The following is a 22,436-nucleotide window of genomic DNA, read 5'->3' as shown; positions in this document are numbered from 1 at the left end:
CAATAAAAGAAGAATCGCTTATGAAACAAAAGAAAATGCTTACACTTACTCTTTCACAGTTAAAACAGATCTATAGCCAGGACATACCGGAGTTGATAGAAATAGCAACAAGAAATTCAACTATTGAGGATTTCAAATCTAATTTATCACTATATCTGGATACCTGCAAAATAGATGGAGAAATAGCGAAAGAGGCAAGAGAGCAAATTCGACTCTTACTACATTATGATGGATTAAATGTCCATGAACTGTCTATGGGACAGGATATGCCAGTACAGACAATTCGGTTACTTTATCAGTTTCTGACAGGGATGTTGGAGAATGTAGAAATGCCGACGGATTTGTTTATAGAAATCTTTCAGCTTTTCAAGAGGCTGAAAGGAGAAGAGGTTTCCATACCATCACCTCAACGTATCAAAAACCGCAGCGATCGCTGGGCTACAGGACTGGATGAAGAAGTACAGGAGATACGTGCTGAAAATAAAGAGCGGATGTTACATTTGCTAATCCAGAAGATAGAGAACCGAAAATCTAAACCTTCGGTACGGTTTCATTTTGAAGAAGGAATGAATTACGAGGAGAAATACCAATTGGTTAGTGAGTGGTGGAATGATTTCCGTTTTCATTTGGCAATGGCAATAAAAAGTCCGATTGAGTTAAATCGTTTTTTAGGAAATTCACTTTCCCCGGAAACGATGTATTTACTTTATAAAGCCCGGAAAAAAGGAATGCCATTCTTTGCAACCCCTTATTACCTTTCATTGCTTAATGTAAGTGGAGAAGGCTACAATGATGAAGCAATCCGAAGTTACATCATTTATTCACCGCGGTTGGTGGAGACCTATGGAAATATCCATGCCTGGGAAAAGGAAGATATCATAGAAGCTGGGAAACCGAATGCCGCCGGATGGATGATCCCCGGACATAACATTCACCGCCGTTATCCGGAAGTAGCAATTTTAATCCCGGATACCATGGGGCGTGCTTGCGGAGGACTTTGTGCTTCTTGCCAACGTATGTACGACTTCCAAAGTGAACGGTTGAATTTTGAATTTGAAAGTTTAAAACCGAAGGAAAGTTGGGAACATAAATTGCGCCGGTTGATGACTTATTTTGAAGAAGACACTCAATTGAGGGATATTCTTATCACCGGAGGTGATGCGCTGATGAGTCAAAACAAGACACTACGTAATATTTTGGAGGCTGTCTACCGCATGGCGGTACGCAAACAGAAAGCAAACCAAGAACGTCCGGACGGAGAGAAATATGCAGAGTTACAACGAGTACGGTTAGGCTCCCGCCTACTAGCCTATTTGCCGATGCGTATTAATGATGAATTAATTGATATCTTACGGGAATTTAAAGAAAAAGCTTCGGCTATCGGAGTCAAACAATTTATCATTCAGACTCACTTCCAGACTCCTTTGGAAGTTACTCCTGAAGCAAAAGAAGCTATCCGAAAAATTATTTCTGGCGGATGGATTATTACCAATCAGTTGGTGTATACGGTCGCCGCTTCCCGTCGAGGACATACGACACGACTTCGCCAAGTACTCAACTCATTAGGTGTAGTATGTTATTATACTTTCTCTGTGAAGGGATTCAATGAGAACTATGCGGTATTTACACCCAATAGCCGTTCGATGCAGGAACAAATGGAAGAGAAAATATACGGACGAATGACTCCAGAACAAGCAAAAGAGCTATACAAACTGCTGGAAATTAAAACGGAAACAAATAAAGATATCAAGAATGGTAATGAGAAGTCTCAAGCAACTATAAAAAAAGAGTCCAAAGAAGGTACCGCTACTTTGGTCAGGCGCTTTATGAAAAAACATCATCTACCTTTTCTGGCCACTGACCGCAGTGTCTTAAATTTACCAGCCATCGGTAAAAGCATGACATTCCAGTTGGTAGGACTGACTGAGGATGGAAAACGTATTCTTCGCTTTGAGCATGACGGAACACGTCGTCACAGCCCGATTATCGGAAAAATGGGTGAAATCTATATTGTAGAGAATAAATCATTGGCTGCCTATCTGCGTCAATTAGGGAAAATGGGAGAAGATCCGGAAGAGTATGCCTCTATCTGGAGCTATACGAAAGGGGAAACCGAACCTCGTTTCAGTTTATACGAGTATCCCGACTTCCCCTTCCATACAACAGAAAGAATGAGTAACCTGATCATTTAATCCTTCTTACTTTCTTCTTTCACCCGTATTACTATATTCCCAATAATCGCAGTCAAACCTCCGGTAGTAATTCCAGAAGAGAAAATACTTCGAATTGCTTCCGGAGCTTGTTTTAATACGTCCTGCATTAATTCTACTCCTAGCCCTAAAGGCAGACTTACTGCCAATACCAATGTTTCCTTTCGTCCTATTTCCTGAGATGCGATAATACGGATACTGACAGCAGCTACCATACCAAACATCAGCAAGAAATGAATTGAATCCGTCTACCATTACACCTGGAGCATACACAGAAAAAGAGCAGAAATAGTTTAACCGCCTCACATATACACATTCCTATCACTGATTCTTATTTCAGGTTATTATTTCCTGTATCCCACCAAAGTCTTGTACCTCCATTGTCATCGTTCCCCAAAGCTTTCACAAGAGCGAGATACTGTTCAAGATCTTCCGTTTGCAGCGTACCGGGAAAGCAAAGACGACGTATCATTATCTCCGTATCGATACTTCCATTTTTGCTATGATTAAAACGTACAGGAAACAAACGGGGATATCCTGTCCGCCGTTGCTCTGCCCACGCTTCACAACCTTCAGGAAACATAGCAATCCATTTTTGAGTGATGATTCTTTCTAGCTTTATCTCTTTATCGTCTTTTGAGTTCCACTTCGGCGAAACTTTACAACGAGCTTCTATATTATTGGCACTCTCAAAAGTATCCACAAAATCAATAGCTGTCCGTTCACTATTCAAATAATCCTCAACTTGATATATACCGCATTGGTGAAAAGAGGTAGTTACTCCATTTCGATAGCAGGTTTCTTCATCCTCATCTGTCCATCCACGCAAAGCAGCTTCGGCACGCAAGAACCAAATTTCTGCAGGCGTCATCAGAGGCGCATCCGTATTTTGATTACAAGTTAATTTAGAGAGTCCAGCATAATGATTGTGGGCAAAACATGTTCCCTGACGGATCCCACGATATTCTCCCTTATACTTTTCATCCGTACAAGATTCAAAATACACTTTTAGTCGTGGATCTTCAAAACCTTTCAAAATAGATTCCATAGCAGCACTCATATAGGTCTCATTCCAGACACGATTTAATTCGCCCAACGGATTAGTATAACCGGATTTTGTTAAGACTGCAACTCCTTCTGTTTCAGCTTCAAAAACACCATATTCATTCTTCAATCCTTTGAGAAATTCCTGACGGGCTTTATCCGGATCAACGGCAGAAAGGCGCATGGACAAACGCATCCGTAAAGAGTTGGCGAACTTGACCCATGTGGAATATTTACCATCCAGCAAAATATCAAAACGAGCAAATCCGTTAGATTCGGGTTTCTCCTCTATATAATCAGTAAGAGCAACCACAGCTGAATCCAGCTCATAAAAAAACTCATAATAAACATCCTTCTGAGTATCAGGTTGATAATGACTTTTTGCATCAGCAAAATGTTTATAAATAACAGGACCATAATAGTCTGTCATACGATGCATCACCTCTACCTTTAGTATTTTTGTTATACCGAACAAAGCCGGTTGTTCATGGCGAGTTGCATTTTCCGACTGAAATATCTGTGGGAAAATATAAGAATATATAATTGTCCACATGGCACTATTCCAACCATCCTGCAGATTATAATCAGAATTATGAGTACCTCCGTTTAAAGGTTTACTATCATGCATATACCCACAAAACATATCTGCATTCAAATTTTGTATCAGTTGGAAAGGCCAGTTTTTCCCTTTCCCGTAATCATAATTAAAATAAATGCCTTGTTGAATAATTCCCAATCGAATCCCATAACCATTGTCATCAATAATCAAATCTTCATCGGTAATACCGGACAAGTCTGTATTGAAATCACGAAACTTTCCGGTACATGCAATAGACAGTAACAGAACACCCAACAAGCATATGTATATGTACTTCTTCATCATCTCCCCTCCTACCTTTAAAACTCACATTTCACAGTAAAGCCCAAACTACGTGTAGTAGGCATACCAAAAACTTCAATACCTTGATTGTCATTACCTGTAGATAACACCAGATCGGGATCAAACGGGGCTTTCTTATACAGAAAACAAAGATTACGTGCAACAAAAGAAAGTTGCAGACTTTTCATAACATTCGTTCTCTGTATCCATTTCTTTGGAAAATCATAACTCAATGAGACTTCCCGCAAACGAAGATTGGTTGCATCATACATATAATATTCTGTCACTCCGGCACGCCCCCCTACTACATTCTTATAGAAACCCTTTACATTGTCTATACGGTTTCCTTCCAACATTATATATCCTCTGTCACGTGCCTGAGCAGTTACTTCCGAAACACCATAAAGATCCATTTCAGCCTGAGTTTGTGAAAGAACCTCGCCCCCATAGCGCCAGTCCAATAAGCAATAGAGACTAAACCCTTTATAAGAAAAGGTATGATTCCACCCCACCATAAAGACAGGATTAGCATTTCCTACTTTCACCGTATTGCCATCTCCTTTTACTTGAGGGAGTCCTTTATAATCCCCCTCCGTTTCGTACAAAATATTCCCTTCGTTATCACGTACAAATGCCTTACCATAAATATCACCAATAGAACCGCCTTTCACAAGCTTCATCGCATAACTGGATGAAAAACTGGTAGGTCCATAGGCAAACTCTTTCAATTGTTCATGCAGTTCAAGAATCTTATTCTTATTAGAAGAAAAATTCAGAGAAGTCTTCCAAGTAAAATCGGACGTTAATATCGGAGTAACATCCACCGTCATTTCCCATCCCCGATTCTGAATATCTCCGGCATTGACATATCGATAGGCATATTTATCTCCAGCCAGAGCAGGAAGCTTGAAAAATTGATTATGAGTATTCGTACGATAATATGTAAAATTGAACCCCAAACGTTGCTGTAAGAATTTCCATTCCATACCAATTTCCGTTGATCGGGTCATTTCCGGTTCCATCTCTTCAAAAGGAGCAGCGTCATTGGCTTGCATTTCACCCCCTGCAGTAATATGCGAAACAGAATTGGTTATAAATAGAGGAATATCATTTCCCACTTTACTATATGTCCCACGTATCTTGGCTAAAGAGATCCATTCAGGCAATTTAATCCATTTGCCAATTAAAAAAGAGATTCCTACAGACGGATAAAAGAAACCTGTTTTCTCATGTCTGGTATAGGCAAGAGTAGACGACCAGTCATTACGAGCAGTCAGATCAAGATATATTCCCTCCCGATATCCCAATTGAGCCGTACCGAACACAGATTGCAGTTGTCGACGAGCATCTATTTTCTGATCAATACTGGATGATCCGTTCATGATAATATTTGCAAGATTAAACACATTGGCATACTTTAAAGAGGCGTTTTTAGAATCATAACGAATAGAATTCACATTTTTATCATTGATACTTCCACCAATAGCCATATCTAATGTAAAATCATCCCATTTCTTCTTTCCCATCATCATGACATCACCATAAACCAATGTCTCCTGATAATCCATTTCAATATATCGCCCATTCGCTCCACACAATGCGGGAGCCGTAGAAGCATAAAACTTCTGCCGCAACTTATCGGAAAGATAATCCACATTACCCCGAGCCTGAATAGTTATCCAGTCATTCACTTTCAAACTTGCTGAAATAGAAACAATACTTCGCATACGTGTATCCTTACTCTGAATACGGTTTACCACCCAATAAGGATTCTGTTCAAAATCCTCGGTAAAAGTATGCCAGTTTTGTGTATTCAGTTTTCTATCTTCATCGTATGCTTCAAAATGATCTTTATAATAAGATAAATCTTCTCCCCTCGGAAAACGATATAACCCTACTAACGGATTCATATAAAAACCTCCTGAAACAGGCTTATTCTTGACAATCTGTCTCATAACATTCACATTACCATCTAGTTTCAGACGTTTATTAAACATGACAGCAGTCTCTCGAAGATTGATATTATGTCTCACTAGTTGATTCTTATCAATAATACCTCTTCCAGTCGTATTGGCATAAGAAAAATAAGTCTGAAGTTTCTCATTTCCATAATTAACAGACAAAGAAGAGATAGATGTCACCCCCGTACGAAAAAAATCATTCAGGTTGTCAGAAGCTGTTAGATTGGAGCGAATTCCCCAACTATCCACGACATCGCTTACCCCATACCGGTTTTGCATTTCAGGAAGTGTAAAAGATTTTTCAAAAGTTAACCCGGTAGAAAAATTAATATTCCTTTGCCCCACCGAGTTCCCTTTCTTCGTTGTGACAAGAATGACTCCGTTAGCTGCCTGACTACCATATAAAGCAGCTGCAGGAGCTCCTTTTAAGATACTGATACTTTCCACATCCTCCGGATTAAGATTAGAGATACCGTCACCTCCATCCCGGTTACCGGCGTTTGCCGTCCCACCAATAGCAGAATAAGCCTGCTCCGAACTTTCATTTAGCATTGGTACTCCGTCTATCACATAAAGAGGCTGGTTGTCACTGGATACCGAACGAATTCCGCGAATACTTACTTTAGCGGATCCCCCCATACCGGAAGAATTCTTATTAATCTGTACTCCGGCTGCTTTTCCGGCTAAAGCAGTGATCATATTCACTTCTTTCACCCGATTCAATTCTTTCCCGTTTATATTCTGGACAGCATAAGCCAAAGAAGATTCATTCTTTTCAAGTCCCAAAGCGGTCACAATTACTTTATCGAGTATTAATGTGTTTTCAACAAGACATACTTCAAGTGTCTTTTTACCTGCTACACTTATCTCCATCGTCTTGTAACCCACAAATGAGATTTCCAAAATAGCACTGTCCGGAACGGACAAAATAAAATTGCCATTCACATCAGTTGCCGTCCCTTTTGTCCCTCCCTTTTCACGAACATTTGCACCAATTAGCGGCTCACCATTCATATCAATAACGCGCCCTCTCACTAACGAATCAGTGGTGGAAACTTCTATTATTTCTTTAAATCCCAATTGTTTTAAAGCATAACTTTTTTCACCCGAGAAAAAGAACAGAATGATAATAGAGCAACTTAGAATTATTCTTATTTTCAATAACATCTTATGAAGAGTTCAAACATTTACGGACAAAAATAGCTAAATATTTTTAAAAGAACATTTTTTCGCATCGATTTTGAGAGAAAAGAACAATATCATTATTTTTGTAGAAAATTAAAAAAGAAATGGAAATAGAAATTGAAACACATCCATTAGAACCTTTTCTTCCATCAAACGCAAAATTGCTGATGTTAGGGAGTTTTCCGCCACAGAAAAAACGTTGGTCTATGGATTTTTATTATCCGAACCTGAACAATGATATGTGGCGTATTGTTGGATTTTTGTTCTTCAACGATAAGGATTATTTTCTGACCGAGACACGAAAAGCGTTTTGTCGTGACCGGATCATTAATTTTCTGCATGAGAAAGGTATTGCATTGTTTGATACCGCCTCATCCGTCAGACGATTGCAAGATAATGCCTCTGATAAGTTTTTGGAAGTAGTGCAACCTACGGATATAGCAACATTGCTTCGTCAAATTCCTTTATGTAAGGCAATAGTTACTACGGGGCAAAAAGCTACTGATACGCTCCGCCAACAATTGGAAGTGGAAGAACCGAAAGTTGGTGATTTCTCTGAATTTATCTTTGAGGGACGTGCCATAAGACTATACAGAATGCCCTCTTCATCGCGCGCCTATCCGTTGGCACTGGATAAAAAAGCAGCTGCATACCAGATTATGTACCAAGACTTGGGAATGTTAGTGTAATTAAGTAGTAAGTATCTAGTTTTAAAATATAAATCATCGAATATGAAACCTTTATTTTTGCAATATCCAGCGTGTAGTACCTGTCAAAAGGCCAAAAAATGGCTTGTAGAAAATAATATTGAATTCACAAACCGATTGATTGTTGAAGATAATCCTACTGTGGAAGAACTCAAAGAATGGATTCCGAAAAGTGGTTTACCTTTAAAGAAATTTTTCAATACGAGTGGAGTAGTATATAAAGAACTGAAGCTTAGCGAAAAGCTTCCAAACATGAGTGAAGAAGAACAAATCGCATTACTTGCTTCCAATGGGAAATTAGTAAAACGTCCTCTAATAGTCACAAACAACTCTGTACTAGTTGGTTTCAAACCCGAAGAGTGGGAAAAATTAAAATAGTTAAAAACTTATTTATCCGAACGCTTGCAGATTCAGAAGTTTCTACTACCTTTGCAGCCGCAAACACGGGAGTAGCTCAGTTGGTAGAGCACCGGTCTCCAAAACCGGGTGTCGGGAGTTCGAGCCTCTCCTCCCGTGCAAATTTCAATAGCTGTAAATCATAGATCTACAGCTATTTTTTAGTATAACAAATATTATTTCCAGCGACTAATCATTTCAGATGAAATGCCATTGCATCATTAGCATAAAGCAGAGCATAAGCATATGGAATGCGTCCATATCCTTTATCCCCAAAAGATTCTCCGAATGAATTTTTAAAAATGAGATACCCTCCACCAGGTATTTTATCATCTGCTTTATACCCAACAATCAGGACACTATGCCCATCAAAAACATTTTCACGCTCTACTATCGCCAATTCACCATGTTCCCCAATAGTTTCACCTTGTTTAGGCCATTGAAAACCGATCGCAACCGAATGATTAGCGTCTAATTGTTTTTGTACTTCGCACAACTGCTCTTTTGTAATACCCTTTTCTGGATTCCACTGTTTTATCCATATCTGTTTACCAATTCTACGAGACATCGCATCTTTTTTTGCCGACTCAGAAGGTTCTACTTCCTCTGTGAAACGCGTAGCATAAGGCATATAATCGTCTGCACAAATTCCATATTTTGCCATTCCGTCTATCGCATAATTAAAAAATGAACCATCGGCATTTATTCCCTCTATCTGATTGGCAGCCCAATTCAGATATTCTACAGACAACGGTGTGTTATCATTCAAAACATTGGCTCGTTCAAATTCTATTAAACCGACAATGGTAAATATAGAGCAAGTTCCCCTACTACCCTGATTTTTTACTAAAATTCCATACTTTTCAAAAAGCGGACGCAAATCTTTTCCCTGTGCAAAACCTTTTGAAAAGGAGAAAAACAATGCAACAACAATTAAAGTTAATACTTTCTTCATTTGTACGATTTTTATAGTCATCAAACAAAGATAGGATTTGAAAAATATGAAAACAAAAAACGGAGTTTTTTTATTCCGTTCCCATCAATTACATCACATCATTCATAACAATAAAACAGCTTTATCCAGATGAAGGTTGGCTTCTTCACGTTCAAAACCACATGAGCCCCCTCATTATTTCTTTCAGTTTGATATATGCTTTATGATCTTAATCTCCAGATAGTAAAGATAGCCTTATATAAGTTTATTCGCTCCACCACTATTATCCTTTCGCTCTATAGTGGTGGAACTAAAAAATAACAGTTTTTAATTATCAGTATCCAGCCCCTTAGTAACCTCTACCAAGCGAACAAACTCTCTCCTGTACCCTTTTTCATCATTGTCTAAGCCTTGTTTAGCCCAATCAATCACTTTATCATAAGTAGCATCTCCTTTGAAATCGGAATTCCTTAGTAACTGTCCGAACATAGCAACAGCTGAAGCAAATTTGAAATCGGATGAAACGTTATTACCTTTAGAATCAACAAAAGGAAGTTCTATCTTTTTACTAACATCTTTATCCAGAGATTTATAACGAAGTTTCACTGTTAGCAGTTCGTTAGATCCTGTCGATTTCACAACTGTTTTCTCCTTCTTCTGATACTTCAAATCATCTACTTTTCCCACATAATCGTTCTTTACACCTACAGGAATTACTTCATATAAAGCAGTCACTGTATGCCCCGCTCCCATATCTCCTGCATCTTTCGCATCATTATTGAAATCTTCATCTTTCAATAAACGGCTCTCATAACCAATCAATCTATAAGTCTGTACCCGTGCAGGATTGAACTCAACTTGAAGTTTTACATCTTTTGCAACAGTATGTAAAGTTCCTCCGAATTCACCTACCAAAATCCGATTGGCTTCCTGTAAATTATCTATATAAGCATGATTTCCGTTTCCTTTTTCAGCTAGAGTTTGGATTTTACTATCTTTGTAATTACCCATTCCATAACCTAAAACAGTTAGGAATACGCCACTCTTACGTTCTTTTTCTATCAATTGCTCTAAACCTTCTTCAGAAGAAACACCTACATTAAAGTCACCGTCTGAGCAAAGAATAATTCTATTGTTTCCATTAGGAATAAAATTCTTTTTTGCGATACTATAAGCTAATTGGATACCTGCACCTCCTGCTGTAGATCCTCTGGCAAGTAGTTCATCTATTGCTTCACGTATCTTCTGTTTATCACTTCCGGAAACAGATTCCATTTTGACATCCGCATTGCCGGCATAAGTCACAATTGCGACTTTATCTTTATCACGCAAGTTATTGACCAACATTTTAAGAGATGACTTCACCAAATCCAATCGCTCCTCTCCCCACATAGAACCGGAGACATCAATCAAAAAAACCAAATTAGAAGCTGGTAAATTATCTGTTGGAATCTCTTTAGCTTTCAATCCGATTCGAACCAGACGGTGAGTTGTATTCCAAGGACAGTCACCTGCTTCTATTGTTATCTTTACCGGATCGCTCCCCGTTGGTTTCGGGTAATCATATGAAAAATAATTCACCAATTCTTCTGTACGAACGGCATCAGAAGGTGGAAGTTCACCTTTATTAATGAAACGACGCATGTTACTGTAGGAAGCAGCATCCACATCAATGGAGAATGTAGATAGTGGCACCTCCGAAACCTCCTTGAAGCCATTTTCATTGATAAATTTATACTCTTCACTATTCATTACACCCCCTATATTCCCTGCCAATGCATTAGAAATAGGCACTTGTCTCAGTTTCCCTACATTTACAGATGTTACAGCCCCTGTCATAGTCACCTTTTTTTGTGCACCTGTTCCACATACAATGACTTCTTCCAATACATCCTTAACAGATTCTTTCATTACCACATTTATTTCCTCAGACTTAACAATCACTTCCACTGTCTCATAACCTATATATGAAAAACATAAAATTCCACCTTTAGCTATTTGAATAGAGTAAGCTCCTTTGATATCTGTAATAGTTCTGTCATTGGTTCCCTTAACGGTTACATTACAACCAATCAACAGATTATTCTTGTTATCTACAACAGTTCCTTTTACTTTTAGAAACTGTGCACTTACTTCTCCCAAAGAAATAACTACCATTATCAGTACGAACATGATCACTCTAAATTGATTTACTTTCATAACTACAAGTATTTAATGTCATTATTAATTCACTTTTACTATAGAGATGCAGAATACTCACAAATTCCATAAGCTCACTAAAGTTTTTTTTATTTTTCATCTGTCCGTTGTGATTTATCATTTCTATTTCTATCTTTGGCAACAAAAATAAAATTCTGATATTTAGAAAAGACATATCGAAGCTATCGGACGAAGAACTACTAACATGCTATACCAAGTCCGGGGATACAGAATATTTCGGTGAATTATACAACCGTTATATTCCGTTGCTTTATGGTCTCTGCCTGAAATATCTACAGGATGAGGATAATGCACAAGAGGCAGTCATGCAACTATTTGAGGATCTAATCCCCAAAATAGGTAATTATGATATAAAAATATTCAAACCATGGCTCTATCGTGTGGCCAAAAACCACTGCTTGCAACTGTTACGAAAAGGAAACAAAGAAATCTCACTAGATTATACCATTAATATTATGGAATCTGATGAATTTCTGCATCTTTTAAGTGAAGAAGACAATCCGGAAGAGCAACTCAAAGTATTGCACATTTGCTTGGAAAAGTTGCCCGAAGAGCAACGAACCAGCATTACCCGTTTCTTTTTGGAAGAAATGTCTTATGCCGACATTGCCGAACAAACCGGACTTACTCTGAACAATGTAAAAAGCTATATCCAAAACGGAAAGCGAAATTTGAAAATCTGTATAAAGAAACAAACCCTATGAAACTATTGGATTACATACGAGGACTACGCAAAGGGAAAGAAGCCCATCGACTGGAAAAAGAGTCGATGAGAGACCCTTTTCTAGCTGATGCCATGGATGGATACCAGCAAGTAGAGGGAAATCATGAAGAACGGATTAAGGAACTACAGAATCTTATAACAGTCCGCTCTACAAAGAAAAGATATTCATATGCCATCACTTGGAGTATTGCTGCTTGTCTGATCATCGGAATTGGTATCAGTAGTTATTTCTTATTCCTTAAAAATAACATGCCGGAAGATACATTCATAACAAAAGAAACGACTAATGTTACAACAGTAACTCCTGAAATCTCAATGACTCCTGAAACTCCAAAGGAGGAAATTATCCAGTCTCCATCTGCTGCAAAAAAGAAACAGGACTCAAGCCATGTGCTTACCACAGATAAAGAAATTAAAAAAGATATTATTGCTAAATCAAAGGTCGTAACTACTCCCCCAAAACTTCCTACTAAGAATTCTGTTCCTATAAAAGAAGAAGTTATAAAACCTGTAAAAATAGAAAAAGGGGAAAACTCTATTAGCACAATAGATACATCTATCTTACATAGCAATGAAAAAGATACAAAAAGACTCAAACTGAGTGCCAATGCTCAAAATATTATAGAAGGAATGGTGATTGATGATAAAGGGCAACCTCTTGTCGGTGCTAATATAACTTTTGGGACAAAAGAAACGAATAATAAAGATCAGTCTCTACTTTATGGTACCGTAAAAACTCATGAAGGAAAAATTCACAGCACTATTACAGACATTAACGGAAAGTTCACAATTCCCAAAGATCAACTCTTTGGTAAATTGAAAGTAAATTACATTGGGTATGATCCTGTCAGCATAACTATTAAGGACCCACTCCAGCCAATACTCATAGCAATGAAAGAAAGTACCCAATCAAAATTTGACGAAGTTGTAATAACCGGAACCGGTGTACAAAAGAAGATGACTGTTACAGGTGCTATCACATCTGTAAACGTAGAGGATCTGAAACAAGTACCTCCTACCAATGCTTTGGCAGGATCTATACCAGGAGTAACCAGAAGAAGTCCCGTAAAAGCTCCAAAGCAAATAATTCCAAAACCTATAATCGGAATGAAAAAGTACAAAAAATACCTAAAGGAGAACCTGATTCAGCCTACAGATGAAACTTGTAGTGAAATGAAAGGATCTGTCATATTAACTTTTTCAGTCGACAAAAAAGGACGTCCCAACGACATTAAAGTTAAGAAGGGACTTTGCGAATCCGCAGATAAAGAAGCAATACGCCTAATTCTGGATGGTCCGGATTGGACTTACGGAAACACTTCTGCAGAAATTACTGTAAAATTCAAGTAATCGGGGATACTATTATCTCCCAGTTCCAATCCAAGTACCTTTGCGCCACAAGAACTCCAAAGGTCCTTGCTTATGCCGCGCAAGCCACCAACGGCTGAATATCAATTGAATAGTAAAGATACATAATGCAATAAGAAAACTTCCTGTTGCTCCTGCATATCTATACATAGAGAGTCCGAAGCCATAATAAATACAAACTCCCATAATAGATTGAGATATATAATTTGTCAAACTCATACGCCCATATGGAATCAACAGACTTTGCCAACCATATCCACTATTTTTCTTAAACCAAAGCAATGTAAAAATAGAAACGAGAATAACCATGAAAGCAAAATTAACATAAGAAGGTACAACTATTTTATAAGGAACCAAAACAGAAGGATTGGTTATTAAATCGGAAACGAATGTCTTCAGACAATAGAGAGGAATAAAAGCAATGACAGCATACTTCAGCATCTTTTTCCAGAAACATATAGATTCCTCACTCTTAATAAAATATTTCCGGCGCCCCAGCAACATTCCGAACATGAATAAAGCAGCGGTCTGAAACAGACGACCATTTTCTACTTGCCAAATGTTACTATACAATTGCCCGTCAGTAATATTAGAACGAAGTACTTCCAGGAAACTACCATTTGCTGTAACCACCTGTGCACGTTCAGCATAAGGGATAAAGTGACCTGTTACAGGTACATAATTGGGATCTATCATCGCATAAATAGCACGTCCCCATTCATAAGGCTGCAAAAGCAATATAACAGCAATCCAAAAAACCGTTTTATCATTTAATTTACATACTGGAATCAGAGCAGAACCAACTACTGCATATAACAAAAGTATATCACCATTATAAAACAAAGCATGTAACTGTGCAAATAAGAACAACAAACACAACCGCCACGCAAAACGTCCACGAAAGTCAGTACCCCGTTTTTCCGCATTATGTAATTGGATATAAAAACTAAACCCAAACAATAAAGAGAAAGTAGCATACGCTTTTCCGGCAAACAAGAAGAACATCGTATCCCACATATACTTATCTATCGTTTGTAACCACCCCGGTACTGTAAATTCCAACGGTAGAAACAAATTATAATGTTCCAGATTATGTAACAATACAATAGCTAAAAGGGCAAATCCACGCAGAGCATCTACTACTCCCAGTCGTTCAGTCGTTTTAAGTGTTTGAGTCATAAAATAGATTTATTCAAGATTACTTAATAATAGCGGTAAAAATAACAGTAAAATCTGAATTACAAAAGTTTATAAACATAAAAAGGAAATGATATATTTAGTTTCCACCTCTGCTTACTTTACATCTATAAGGAACCGGGATCTAGTTCTTCCCGTTCAATTCATGATTTCACTAGATCAGTTCGTAACTAGCCATTTGTATAGGCATATCCAAATTATGCAAAACCTTCTCCAGCAAAATTCCTTCCCTATTATCATACTCATAACCAAAAGTAGCCCGAATCCCTTGCAAAATAAATTGTGTTGCACGATCCAATGCCATCGGGAGGCTGTCTCCTTGCATCAAAGAACCGGTTATAACACTCGTAAAAGTATCCCCGGTTCCGGGATAATGAGCCGGTAAATAAGGACAGGTCACTTTCCAATAGCGATTTCCATTCCTGTTATATGCATAGACGGAAGTTTTACGTGTATCTTCATGCACCGGAACACTGGTTATAATGACTACTTCCGGTCCCTTATCGGATAAATGACGCAGATATTCCTTTAATTCTTCATCCGTATTATCTGCTTTATATGGTTTATCCAACAAATAAAATAGTTCGGTCAGGTTCGGGGTTATCACATCCGCTTTTGTGATCAGATGACGCATTTCTTTAACCATATCCATGTCGAAGTTAGCATACAAACGCCCGTTATCTCCCAATACCGGATCTGCCACTACCAGACTATCCGGTCTTCTGAAATCATTAATAAAATCAGAAACAATCTGAATCTGCCTGGGAGATCCCAGATAACCAGTATAAATCGCATCAAACTGTACCTCCAAATTCTTCCATTCAGCAATAATTTTCGGCATTTCATCGGTCAGATCCAAAAAGGAAAAACCGGGATACTGTGTATGATTAGACAACACAGCTGTAGGAAGTGGACAAACCTGAAATCCCATCGACGATAAAATGGGAATTACAACTGTCAATGAAACTCGTCCCATCCCCGAAAGATCATGAACAGCCGCTATTTTCTTTACTTTATTTGTGTACATTACATTTTAATTTTTATGCAATCCAATAGTTGAAAATCTAATTTGTCGCCATTCTCTGTCATTCATTTCAAAATAACTAATACTTCCCGAGCTCCATGAGCCCCCATCACCAACGCCTGTTCAATGTCAGCCGTTTTCGACGGGCCGGAAATAAATGTTCCAAACTGATATTCTTGTCCGGCTAACTCGCAATAAGCGTCAAACATCGTATTTACAATTTTATTCCGATCGAGTAAAATTACCAAGCTTTCGGGAATAAAGTAAATAGCTTTATACTTGACTCTTTGTGGAATCCATATTGCTCCATTTTCTGCGACTCCTACCTCTCCTTCAATTACTGCCACCTCTATCCCGTCCAAATCCTTCGGATCATCGAGATTGTCCGGATTAAAAGTAGCACAAGAAACCTCCGGTAGCACAGAAGCTATACGCGTTGCAGCCGGGTAAGTACGGCGAATGACTTGATTCACATCCTCTCCTTCCCCTAATATTACAGCAGTACCACCAACAGCCCGACTAATCGCACAAAACTGTTCTATCTTATCAGGATAAGACATCCGTTTCATATTTATTATATCCGGCTTGTCATAACGAATCTGTGTATTTTTGCGGATATTCGCTAATATTTCTTCTCTACTACTCATTGCTATCCTCCTTTCCCTGTACTTCATTCTTCTTCCACATTTCATTGAACGACTCTTTGGCAAACGTCGGAAGTTCACGTCCTTTACCCCAAGCATCAAAATCATTATATTTCATAAAGCGTGGCAAACCATTCACAACAGGAGCTACCCACAAAGCCGCATTGAACAATGCCGGACGGTCCATCAGAAATTTCATGCCACCGGACATTATTTTCTTTCCGGCACTTGCTTTTCCTAAACCATCCAAATCCTGGCGCCATTTATAAATCTGCTCCGCCAAATCTACCTTCACCGGACAGACATCAGAACAGGATATACACAATGAACAAGCAGAAAGATTATCGTAATACTTCTCCGGATCATGTGCCATCCCCAGATTAATACCAATAGGTCCGGGAATAAAATAAGTATAAGAATATCCCCCGCTCCTGCGATACACCGGACAGGTATTCATACAAGCACCACAACGGATACAATTTAATGTTTTAATATGATCAGTCTTAGAAAGTATTTCACTTCGACCATTATCTACGATGATAATATGATATTCTCCCCCTTCACGCGGACGACGATACTGGGAAGTATAAGTAGTCACCGGCTGTCCGGTAGCCGAACGTGCCAACAGACGTGTAAATACCCCTAAAGATTCCAAGTCCGGTACAATCTTTTCTATTCCGAAAGCAGCAATATTCAGTTTCGGATAAGACGTTCCCATATCTGCATTACCTTCATTTGTACACACAACGATATCGCCCGTAGAAGCTACGGCAAAGTTTGCTCCCGTCATGGCAGCTTCTGCATTGAGGAAAAGATGTCTCAAATTTTTACGAGCCGCATGAGTCAGATAAGCCGGATCAAAATTACCTTTTTCCGTACCCATTTCTTTTTCAAAAAGCTCGCCTACTTGTTCCCGCTTAATGTGGATAGCCGGCATCACGATGTGGCTCGGCGCCTCATGCATCAATTGCAGAATACGTTCTCCCAGATCGGATTCAACGACGTCAATTCCACGTTCCATCAGGAAAGGATTCAGCCGCACTCCTCGGCAAGCATAGATTTACTTTTGATAAAATGATGAACATTATGTTCATTCAATATATCATAAACGATGGCACAATATTCATCCGCATCTTTTGCCCAATGTACAATCGCACCATTAGCAGTAGCATTTTTCTCAAACTCAATCAATAGTTCTTCCAAATGGCTGTTGGAATAAAGTTTCAACTCACAAGCCTTATTACGCAGTTCCTCCCACTCAGGAACTTCTTTACTCATTTTATCCCTTTTGACACGAACCATCCAAAGGGTTTCGTTATACCATGCTGCCATCTTGCCGTCCTGCAAGAACTTTTCTGCAGCTTTTGCATGTTTGGTACTCATGACTGCGAAGCTAAGATTTCTACTATATGAATGATTTTTATAGGAAGATGTTCCCTTTCAATAACTCCCTGCATATGCATCAGGCAGGAACTATCAGCTCCTACGATATATTCGGCACCAGTAGCCATGTGATTTTTCACCTTATCCCGTCCCATACAAACAGATACCGCTTGTTCTTCCACAGCAAACATACCTCCAAATCCACAGCATTCATCCACATGAGCAGGTTCGAAAACCTCAATCCCTTCTACCATATCAAGTAAATCACGCAACTTATTAAAATAAGGAATATTCAACTCACTTGGAGCAGAAAGAAGTAGTTCGCGTACCCCATGGCAACTATTATGAATGCTTACTTTATGTGGAAAACGTGCTGGCAGTTTGGAAGGTTTAAGCACATCATGAATAAATGCACAAAGATCATGAATCTTACCCGCACTTTGGCAAATATGTCCTTCTTTCTTTAGAATACCGGGATGATTCTCTTTCACAAAAGCCACACAACTGGCAGAAGGACCGACAATATAATCGTACTTCTGAAACAATTCATCAAACCGGAGTGCCAACTTCACCGATTCATCCTCAAAACCGGCATTTGCCATCGGTTGTCCGCAACAGGTCTGATCTAACGGATAATCGACATCTACTCCTAAACTTCTTAATAGCTTATACGACGCCACCCCCACATTTGGATAGATAGCATTGATATAGCAAGGAATAAACAAACCTACTTTCATAATGTATATGTAAAATATTATCAGCTCCTTTAGTCCATCCGTTTATCTATTTAGCGGATGTCAATAAGTTTGTGCGTCTGCAAGCTAAGCCTCCATTTGGGATGTCGCATTACGCAGTCTACTGTTTCAGCAGTATTACTACAAGAACAAGGCTGAAGGTAAAAATGTTCGGCAAAAAGTGATTCATAAATGCTGATATCTTGTCCTTCATAGACAACTTTCACTTCATCCATTCGGGTAATCTCCAATTTGGCACCTTGTTTAGGAGAACAAGTTATCCAATCGATAGATTCGGGCAATGGATGGGTTCCGTTAGTTTCGATACAGATATATTTACCTGCCTCATGCAAACGGTCAATAAAATCATTATCTATCCATAACGAAGGTTCACCCCCCGTCAAAACCACTGTAACGGCAGGATATTTCCTTACTTCAGCAATGATTTCTTCATCAGTCATCATTATTCCTTCTTCATGTTGCGTATCACAAAAATCACAGTTGAGGTTGCATCCCGAAAATCGAACAAAAATAGCCGGTGTCCCAGTGTGATAGCCTTCCCCCTGTAAACTATAAAAGATTTCGTTGATTTTTCTCATCATTTTTATCTTTCATTCACCGGTTCTTATTCCTTTTCATTCTCTACATTATCTTTCTCGTAAATGGCAACATTGCCTTCCGACTCCTGCACTTCCACTTTATAGCATTGAGGAATCTGCTTGCAAACCCAACGAGCTATATTCTCCGCCGTTGGATTAAATGGAAGGACTTCATTCAGATTCTGGTGATCAAGCTTTTCCATAACTACTTCTTTAATTCGGGAGAAATCGACCACCATCTTCGGAGTTCAACCGCGCAGAGCGGCAATAGACAGTGATAATCCAATTGTGACCATGTAGACTAGCGCATTTACTGCGATACGGGAGCACCAGCTTATGAGAAGCTGATATCTCCATTCGTTTAATTACTGTAAACATTGTTATATGAATTAAAAGTTACCTGTATCTAATGTCACCTCGATACAAGTACAAAAGTAATATAAAAAGAGTTTTCATTGGGCAAAACTTGTTATTTTTTCATTTTTCCACTCTGCAAAATAAACTACACCGAATGTAGAATACAAATAAATTTGCTTCTACATCCGGTTTGCACTATCTTTGCTGCATGAAAACTCTCTGTATTGTTTTAGGAAGCATCTCTCTGGCACTCGGCATTCTCGGTATATTTTTGCCGTTATTGCTACTACCCCCTTCTTATTACTTACTGCTGCCCTTTATTTCAAAGGATCACCTCGATTATATAATTGGCTATTAAATCATCGGCATTTCGGACCATACATTCGTAACTTCCGCGAGAACAAAGCAATACCTTTACGCGCCAAAATAATTTCCCTCACTCTCATGTGGGGAACCATGTCTTATTGTATATTCTTCTTGATCCCACTTTTATGGGTAAAAATACTCCTTGCACTGATAGCAACAGGAGTCACTTATCATATTCTTTCTTTTAAAACGTTGAAATAACGTGAAAGTTCCTGACGGGCCTCTGCCAGCTTATCCTCCCAAAGTTTCACCGAATTCTGTCCAATGATATCCGACACGTATTTCACCGAAATAAAAGGTATTTCTTTCGCCCGGCAAACAAATGCCTGCGCATAAGCTTCCATATCTACGACATCTCCAGTGACATGAGTCAGCTCCGTCAAGAAACTATCTCCTGTATTGCAAACTCCTTCTTCCGTCCAATGTTCACAAAAACCTTTTTCTTTAAGTAAAACAGACGAGTCAATTTCTGACTCCAATCCAAAATCTGTCATCTTTTGCATATCACGATCCACAAACTTACGACAAACAAAGATATCTCCTACTTGGTGATTAACGGTTCCAGCTGTACCAAGATTCAAAACTAAATCCGGTTGCACCTGACGAATCGCTTCCGCCAAATGAAAAGCTGCCTTCACTTTACCAATGCCTGTACGAATGTAATAAGGTTCCACTTCAGGCCATTTTATCTCTACAAACTCACCTTGAACAGCGTAGGTTACTAAAATTTTCAACATAAATACCTCTTTATTTATACAACTTTTATTTATACGGGAATAAACCAATTACATATTAAATGTACAAAAGTAACTATTTTATTGAATTTTTCCTACCCAGCCAAGACTTAACATCGAAACAAGGACAAGACTTTATATATTCACAAGATTCAACCACTCCATCTCCATCCAAATCCGGTGAAGTATCCCGATGTCCTAGCACTTGATGAATATCATATTTATTCTTCAAATCGATAACTAATTGATAAAGCGTATGTTTTTGCTCATTGGTACGCGTATCCGCCGGACATCCGTTCTTATCTAAACCACCAATATAACATACTCCGATACTTCGCTCATTCCAACCTTTGCAGTGAGCACCAACTAAAGATATATCACGTCCTTTCTCTACTTTCCCATCCAACGAATCACATAATGATATCCGATTCCGTTAAATCCACGCTTACGATGCCAGCCATCAATATCCATTACAGTAAAATCCTGTCCGGCTTTCGTAGCCGAACAATGTATGATAATAGAATCTATCTTTCTCATTATATTTGTCATTAATCAATTATTTTTTTTAGTAATCAGAGGGAGGGATGCGCTTTGCGCACCCCCTGATTTCACACCTCTTCACTTCAAATTCTTTCTGAATCAGCTCCACTTCATGACACTTATGTATCCAGTTTATTTTATCTTCCTGTTCCTTGCGAAGTTCGGCATAGAGTCCATCTATTTTTTCGTCCCTTTGAGTCAGACGTTCTTCCAGCCAGTCCACTTTTTTACGGCGATTTTCCTCTTCCAGACTACAAACAGTCGCCTCTTCCCTCCGAGCATCGGTCTTACGGCAAGTGATGCATCGCACCATCCACTTTATCGCTTCCAAACCACCTATAGCGGTAATAAAAGCCAGAATTGTAGTGATTTGCATTGCATATTAAAGTGTCGGATCCGGTGACTCGCCACCATCTCCCGGATCACCTTTATCTCCGGAATCATCAATACCAGGATTATTTCCATTTCCATCCGAATCCTTATTAATGTGATCCAAATCCTTAAACTTCAAACCACTTGTACGACCTGTCCCTCCTGTCTGCAACCGGATATCCGAGTTGGCACGAAAACAGATACGCAGTCCCGAAATATCAGCTGCGGTAAAATCTTCTGCGGTATCTGTTCCTTTACTTTGGGCAGATAAGTAAAAGTAGCCCAATCCGCTGATATTTACCGACCGCCCTGCAAGCAAAGTCTTTCGTAATAAAGTACGAAAATCTTTGAGAACACTAATCGTCTCTCCCTCGCTTACCCCGGAAGTTGAAGAAATCTCATTTGCAAATTCATCCAGCGTAGCACTATTATCATACTGATAAGAGATTACCGGATATACTTTCTTCCCTGCAGCTTTGTCTGTTGGATCACACAAACGCTCTACTCTTCTAAATCGAATTGCCATAAATTTTCCTTTCTTTAATTTTAATGAATACTGTTATTTATTACTTTGCTAACGTTAACGATACAAAGATGCAGTATATTCACCGGTCATGAAACGACAAGAGTATATCTACCCCAGAAAGCATCCTAAGAGGAAATAATCTCCAAAAGCGGGAGTTTTAGAACAATTAAGCGACAGAGAAGCAAAGGAAGGAGTAATGTTTTCTTCTATTAAGATTTCAATTCCTATCCTAATAAAAGACGAAAACCATCACGTTATTGCAAGATTTTAAAATATAATACCTATATTTGCTCGGTAAACAATTAGGTTTATTCTGATTCTTCTTCTTTGT

Annotated in this window: 17 protein-coding genes, 1 tRNA gene and 5 pseudogenes; 7 read left to right on the top strand and 16 right to left on the bottom strand. The window is 38.7% G+C overall.

Annotation, left to right across the window (positions count from 1 at the left end; all coding sequences use genetic code 11):
* Positions 1-20 precede the first annotated feature (20 nt).
* Positions 21-2,192 (top strand): KamA family radical SAM protein, encoded by a 2,172-nt coding sequence (locus JCM17102_RS02095; RefSeq protein ID WP_025073784.1) that lies wholly within the window; start codon positions 21-23, stop codon positions 2,190-2,192.
* On the opposite strand, the pseudogene JCM17102_RS02090 reads toward JCM17102_RS02095, so the two are convergent.
* The 3 genes and pseudogenes from JCM17102_RS02090 to JCM17102_RS02080 form a co-directional block, all read right to left on the bottom strand.
* A pseudogene (locus JCM17102_RS02090) lies at positions 2,189-2,440 on the bottom strand (xanthine permease XanP); the annotation flags it as partial. The gene JCM17102_RS02095 and the pseudogene JCM17102_RS02090 sit on opposite strands and share 4 nt — an antisense overlap.
* A gap of 101 nt (positions 2,441-2,541) precedes the next feature.
* Entirely contained in the window at positions 2,542-4,137 is a 1,596-nt protein-coding gene (locus JCM17102_RS02085; RefSeq protein ID WP_025073782.1) for a SusD/RagB family nutrient-binding outer membrane lipoprotein, read from the bottom strand.
* Positions 4,138-4,151: 14 nt separating this feature from the next.
* Complete coding sequence (locus tag JCM17102_RS02080; protein WP_051572680.1) at positions 4,152-7,262, bottom strand: SusC/RagA family TonB-linked outer membrane protein; 3,111 nt, start codon at positions 7,260-7,262, stop codon at positions 4,152-4,154.
* A gap of 122 nt (positions 7,263-7,384) precedes the next feature.
* Between JCM17102_RS02080 and JCM17102_RS02075 the strand changes: the two genes are divergently transcribed.
* The 3 genes from JCM17102_RS02075 (at position 7,385) to JCM17102_RS02065 (ending at position 8,503) form a co-directional block, all read left to right on the top strand.
* Positions 7,385-7,969 carry a uracil-DNA glycosylase family protein gene (locus tag JCM17102_RS02075; RefSeq protein ID WP_025073780.1) on the top strand — a complete coding sequence of 195 codons (585 nt, stop codon included), beginning with the start codon at positions 7,385-7,387 and terminating at the stop codon, positions 7,967-7,969.
* 42 nt (positions 7,970-8,011) lie between these two features.
* Positions 8,012-8,365 (top strand): arsenate reductase family protein, encoded by a 354-nt coding sequence (locus tag JCM17102_RS02070; RefSeq protein ID WP_025073779.1) that lies wholly within the window; start codon positions 8,012-8,014, stop codon positions 8,363-8,365.
* A 65-nt stretch (positions 8,366-8,430) separates the two neighbouring features.
* Positions 8,431-8,503, top strand: a tRNA-Trp gene (locus JCM17102_RS02065).
* Positions 8,504-8,576: 73 nt separating this feature from the next.
* On the opposite strand, the gene JCM17102_RS02060 is transcribed toward JCM17102_RS02065, so the two are convergent.
* Positions 8,577-9,338, bottom strand: coding sequence for a C1 family peptidase (locus JCM17102_RS02060; RefSeq protein WP_033886455.1), 762 nt, complete (start codon positions 9,336-9,338; stop codon positions 8,577-8,579).
* A gap of 306 nt (positions 9,339-9,644) precedes the next feature.
* Positions 9,645-11,516, bottom strand: coding sequence for a vWA domain-containing protein (locus tag JCM17102_RS02055; protein ID WP_025073777.1), 1,872 nt, complete (start codon positions 11,514-11,516; stop codon positions 9,645-9,647).
* Between the two features lie 155 nt (positions 11,517-11,671).
* Here JCM17102_RS02055 and JCM17102_RS02045 point away from each other — a divergent pair, with 155 nt between their 5' ends.
* A complete protein-coding gene (locus JCM17102_RS02045) occupies positions 11,672-12,241 on the top strand; it encodes an RNA polymerase sigma factor (RefSeq protein ID WP_373278856.1) in 570 nt (189 codons plus the stop codon).
* Positions 12,238-13,611, top strand: coding sequence for an energy transducer TonB (locus JCM17102_RS02040; protein WP_025073775.1), 1,374 nt, complete (start codon positions 12,238-12,240; stop codon positions 13,609-13,611). The genes JCM17102_RS02045 and JCM17102_RS02040 overlap by 4 nt, the downstream gene beginning before the upstream one ends.
* Before the next feature lie 12 nt (positions 13,612-13,623).
* Here JCM17102_RS02040 and JCM17102_RS02035 read toward each other — a convergent pair whose 3' ends face one another.
* The 7 genes and pseudogenes from JCM17102_RS02035 to JCM17102_RS25805 form a co-directional block, all read right to left on the bottom strand.
* Positions 13,624-14,808 (bottom strand): DUF418 domain-containing protein, encoded by a 1,185-nt coding sequence (locus JCM17102_RS02035; protein ID WP_025073774.1) that lies wholly within the window; start codon positions 14,806-14,808, stop codon positions 13,624-13,626.
* Positions 14,809-14,980: 172 nt separating this feature from the next.
* On the bottom strand, positions 14,981-15,853 hold the full coding sequence (locus tag JCM17102_RS02030) for a pyridoxamine kinase (RefSeq protein ID WP_025073773.1): 873 nt from the start codon (positions 15,851-15,853) through the stop codon (positions 14,981-14,983).
* Positions 15,854-15,915: 62 nt separating this feature from the next.
* Positions 15,916-16,497: a LutC/YkgG family protein gene (locus JCM17102_RS02025; protein ID WP_025073772.1), complete on the bottom strand. Its 582-nt coding sequence runs from the start codon at positions 16,495-16,497 to the stop codon at positions 15,916-15,918.
* Positions 16,490-17,877 (bottom strand): annotated as a pseudogene (locus JCM17102_RS25810) (lactate utilization protein B). Before JCM17102_RS25810 ends, JCM17102_RS02025 begins: the two are co-directional and overlap by 8 nt.
* A complete protein-coding gene (locus JCM17102_RS02015) occupies positions 17,874-18,614 on the bottom strand; it encodes a (Fe-S)-binding protein (RefSeq protein WP_025073771.1) in 741 nt (246 codons plus the stop codon). Before JCM17102_RS02015 ends, JCM17102_RS25810 begins: the two are co-directional and overlap by 4 nt.
* 50 nt (positions 18,615-18,664) lie before the next feature.
* Positions 18,665-19,210, bottom strand: coding sequence for a 7-carboxy-7-deazaguanine synthase QueE (locus JCM17102_RS02010; protein WP_025073770.1), 546 nt, complete (start codon positions 19,208-19,210; stop codon positions 18,665-18,667).
* A 26-nt stretch (positions 19,211-19,236) separates the two neighbouring features.
* Positions 19,237-19,588: pseudogene (locus JCM17102_RS25805) on the bottom strand (6-pyruvoyl trahydropterin synthase family protein).
* Between the two features lie 187 nt (positions 19,589-19,775).
* On the opposite strand from JCM17102_RS25805, the pseudogene JCM17102_RS29405 reads away from it, so the two are divergent.
* Positions 19,776-20,134 (top strand): annotated as a pseudogene (locus tag JCM17102_RS29405) (YbaN family protein).
* Here JCM17102_RS29405 and JCM17102_RS02000 read toward each other — a convergent pair.
* The 4 genes and pseudogenes from JCM17102_RS02000 to JCM17102_RS01985 form a co-directional block, all read right to left on the bottom strand.
* Positions 20,104-20,670: a 5'-methylthioadenosine/S-adenosylhomocysteine nucleosidase family protein gene (locus JCM17102_RS02000; protein WP_025073769.1), complete on the bottom strand. Its 567-nt coding sequence runs from the start codon at positions 20,668-20,670 to the stop codon at positions 20,104-20,106. The pseudogene JCM17102_RS29405 and the gene JCM17102_RS02000 overlap by 31 nt on opposite strands.
* Positions 20,671-20,767: 97 nt before the next feature.
* A pseudogene (locus tag JCM17102_RS25800) lies at positions 20,768-21,204 on the bottom strand (N-acetylmuramoyl-L-alanine amidase); the annotation flags it as partial.
* A 28-nt stretch (positions 21,205-21,232) separates the two neighbouring features.
* Positions 21,233-21,583, bottom strand: coding sequence for a hypothetical protein (locus JCM17102_RS01990; protein ID WP_025073768.1), 351 nt, complete (start codon positions 21,581-21,583; stop codon positions 21,233-21,235).
* Between the two features lie 6 nt (positions 21,584-21,589).
* Positions 21,590-22,105 (bottom strand): HU family DNA-binding protein, encoded by a 516-nt coding sequence (locus tag JCM17102_RS01985; protein WP_025073767.1) that lies wholly within the window; start codon positions 22,103-22,105, stop codon positions 21,590-21,592.
* Between the last annotated feature and the right edge of the window lie 331 nt (positions 22,106-22,436).

The sequence above is a fragment of the Bacteroides faecichinchillae JCM 17102 genome (assembly GCF_000614145.1).
Taxonomy (GTDB): domain Bacteria; phylum Bacteroidota; class Bacteroidia; order Bacteroidales; family Bacteroidaceae; genus Bacteroides; species Bacteroides faecichinchillae.
Note: the sequence above shows the minus strand (reverse complement) of the source record. Positions and strands in the feature narration are given on the sequence as shown.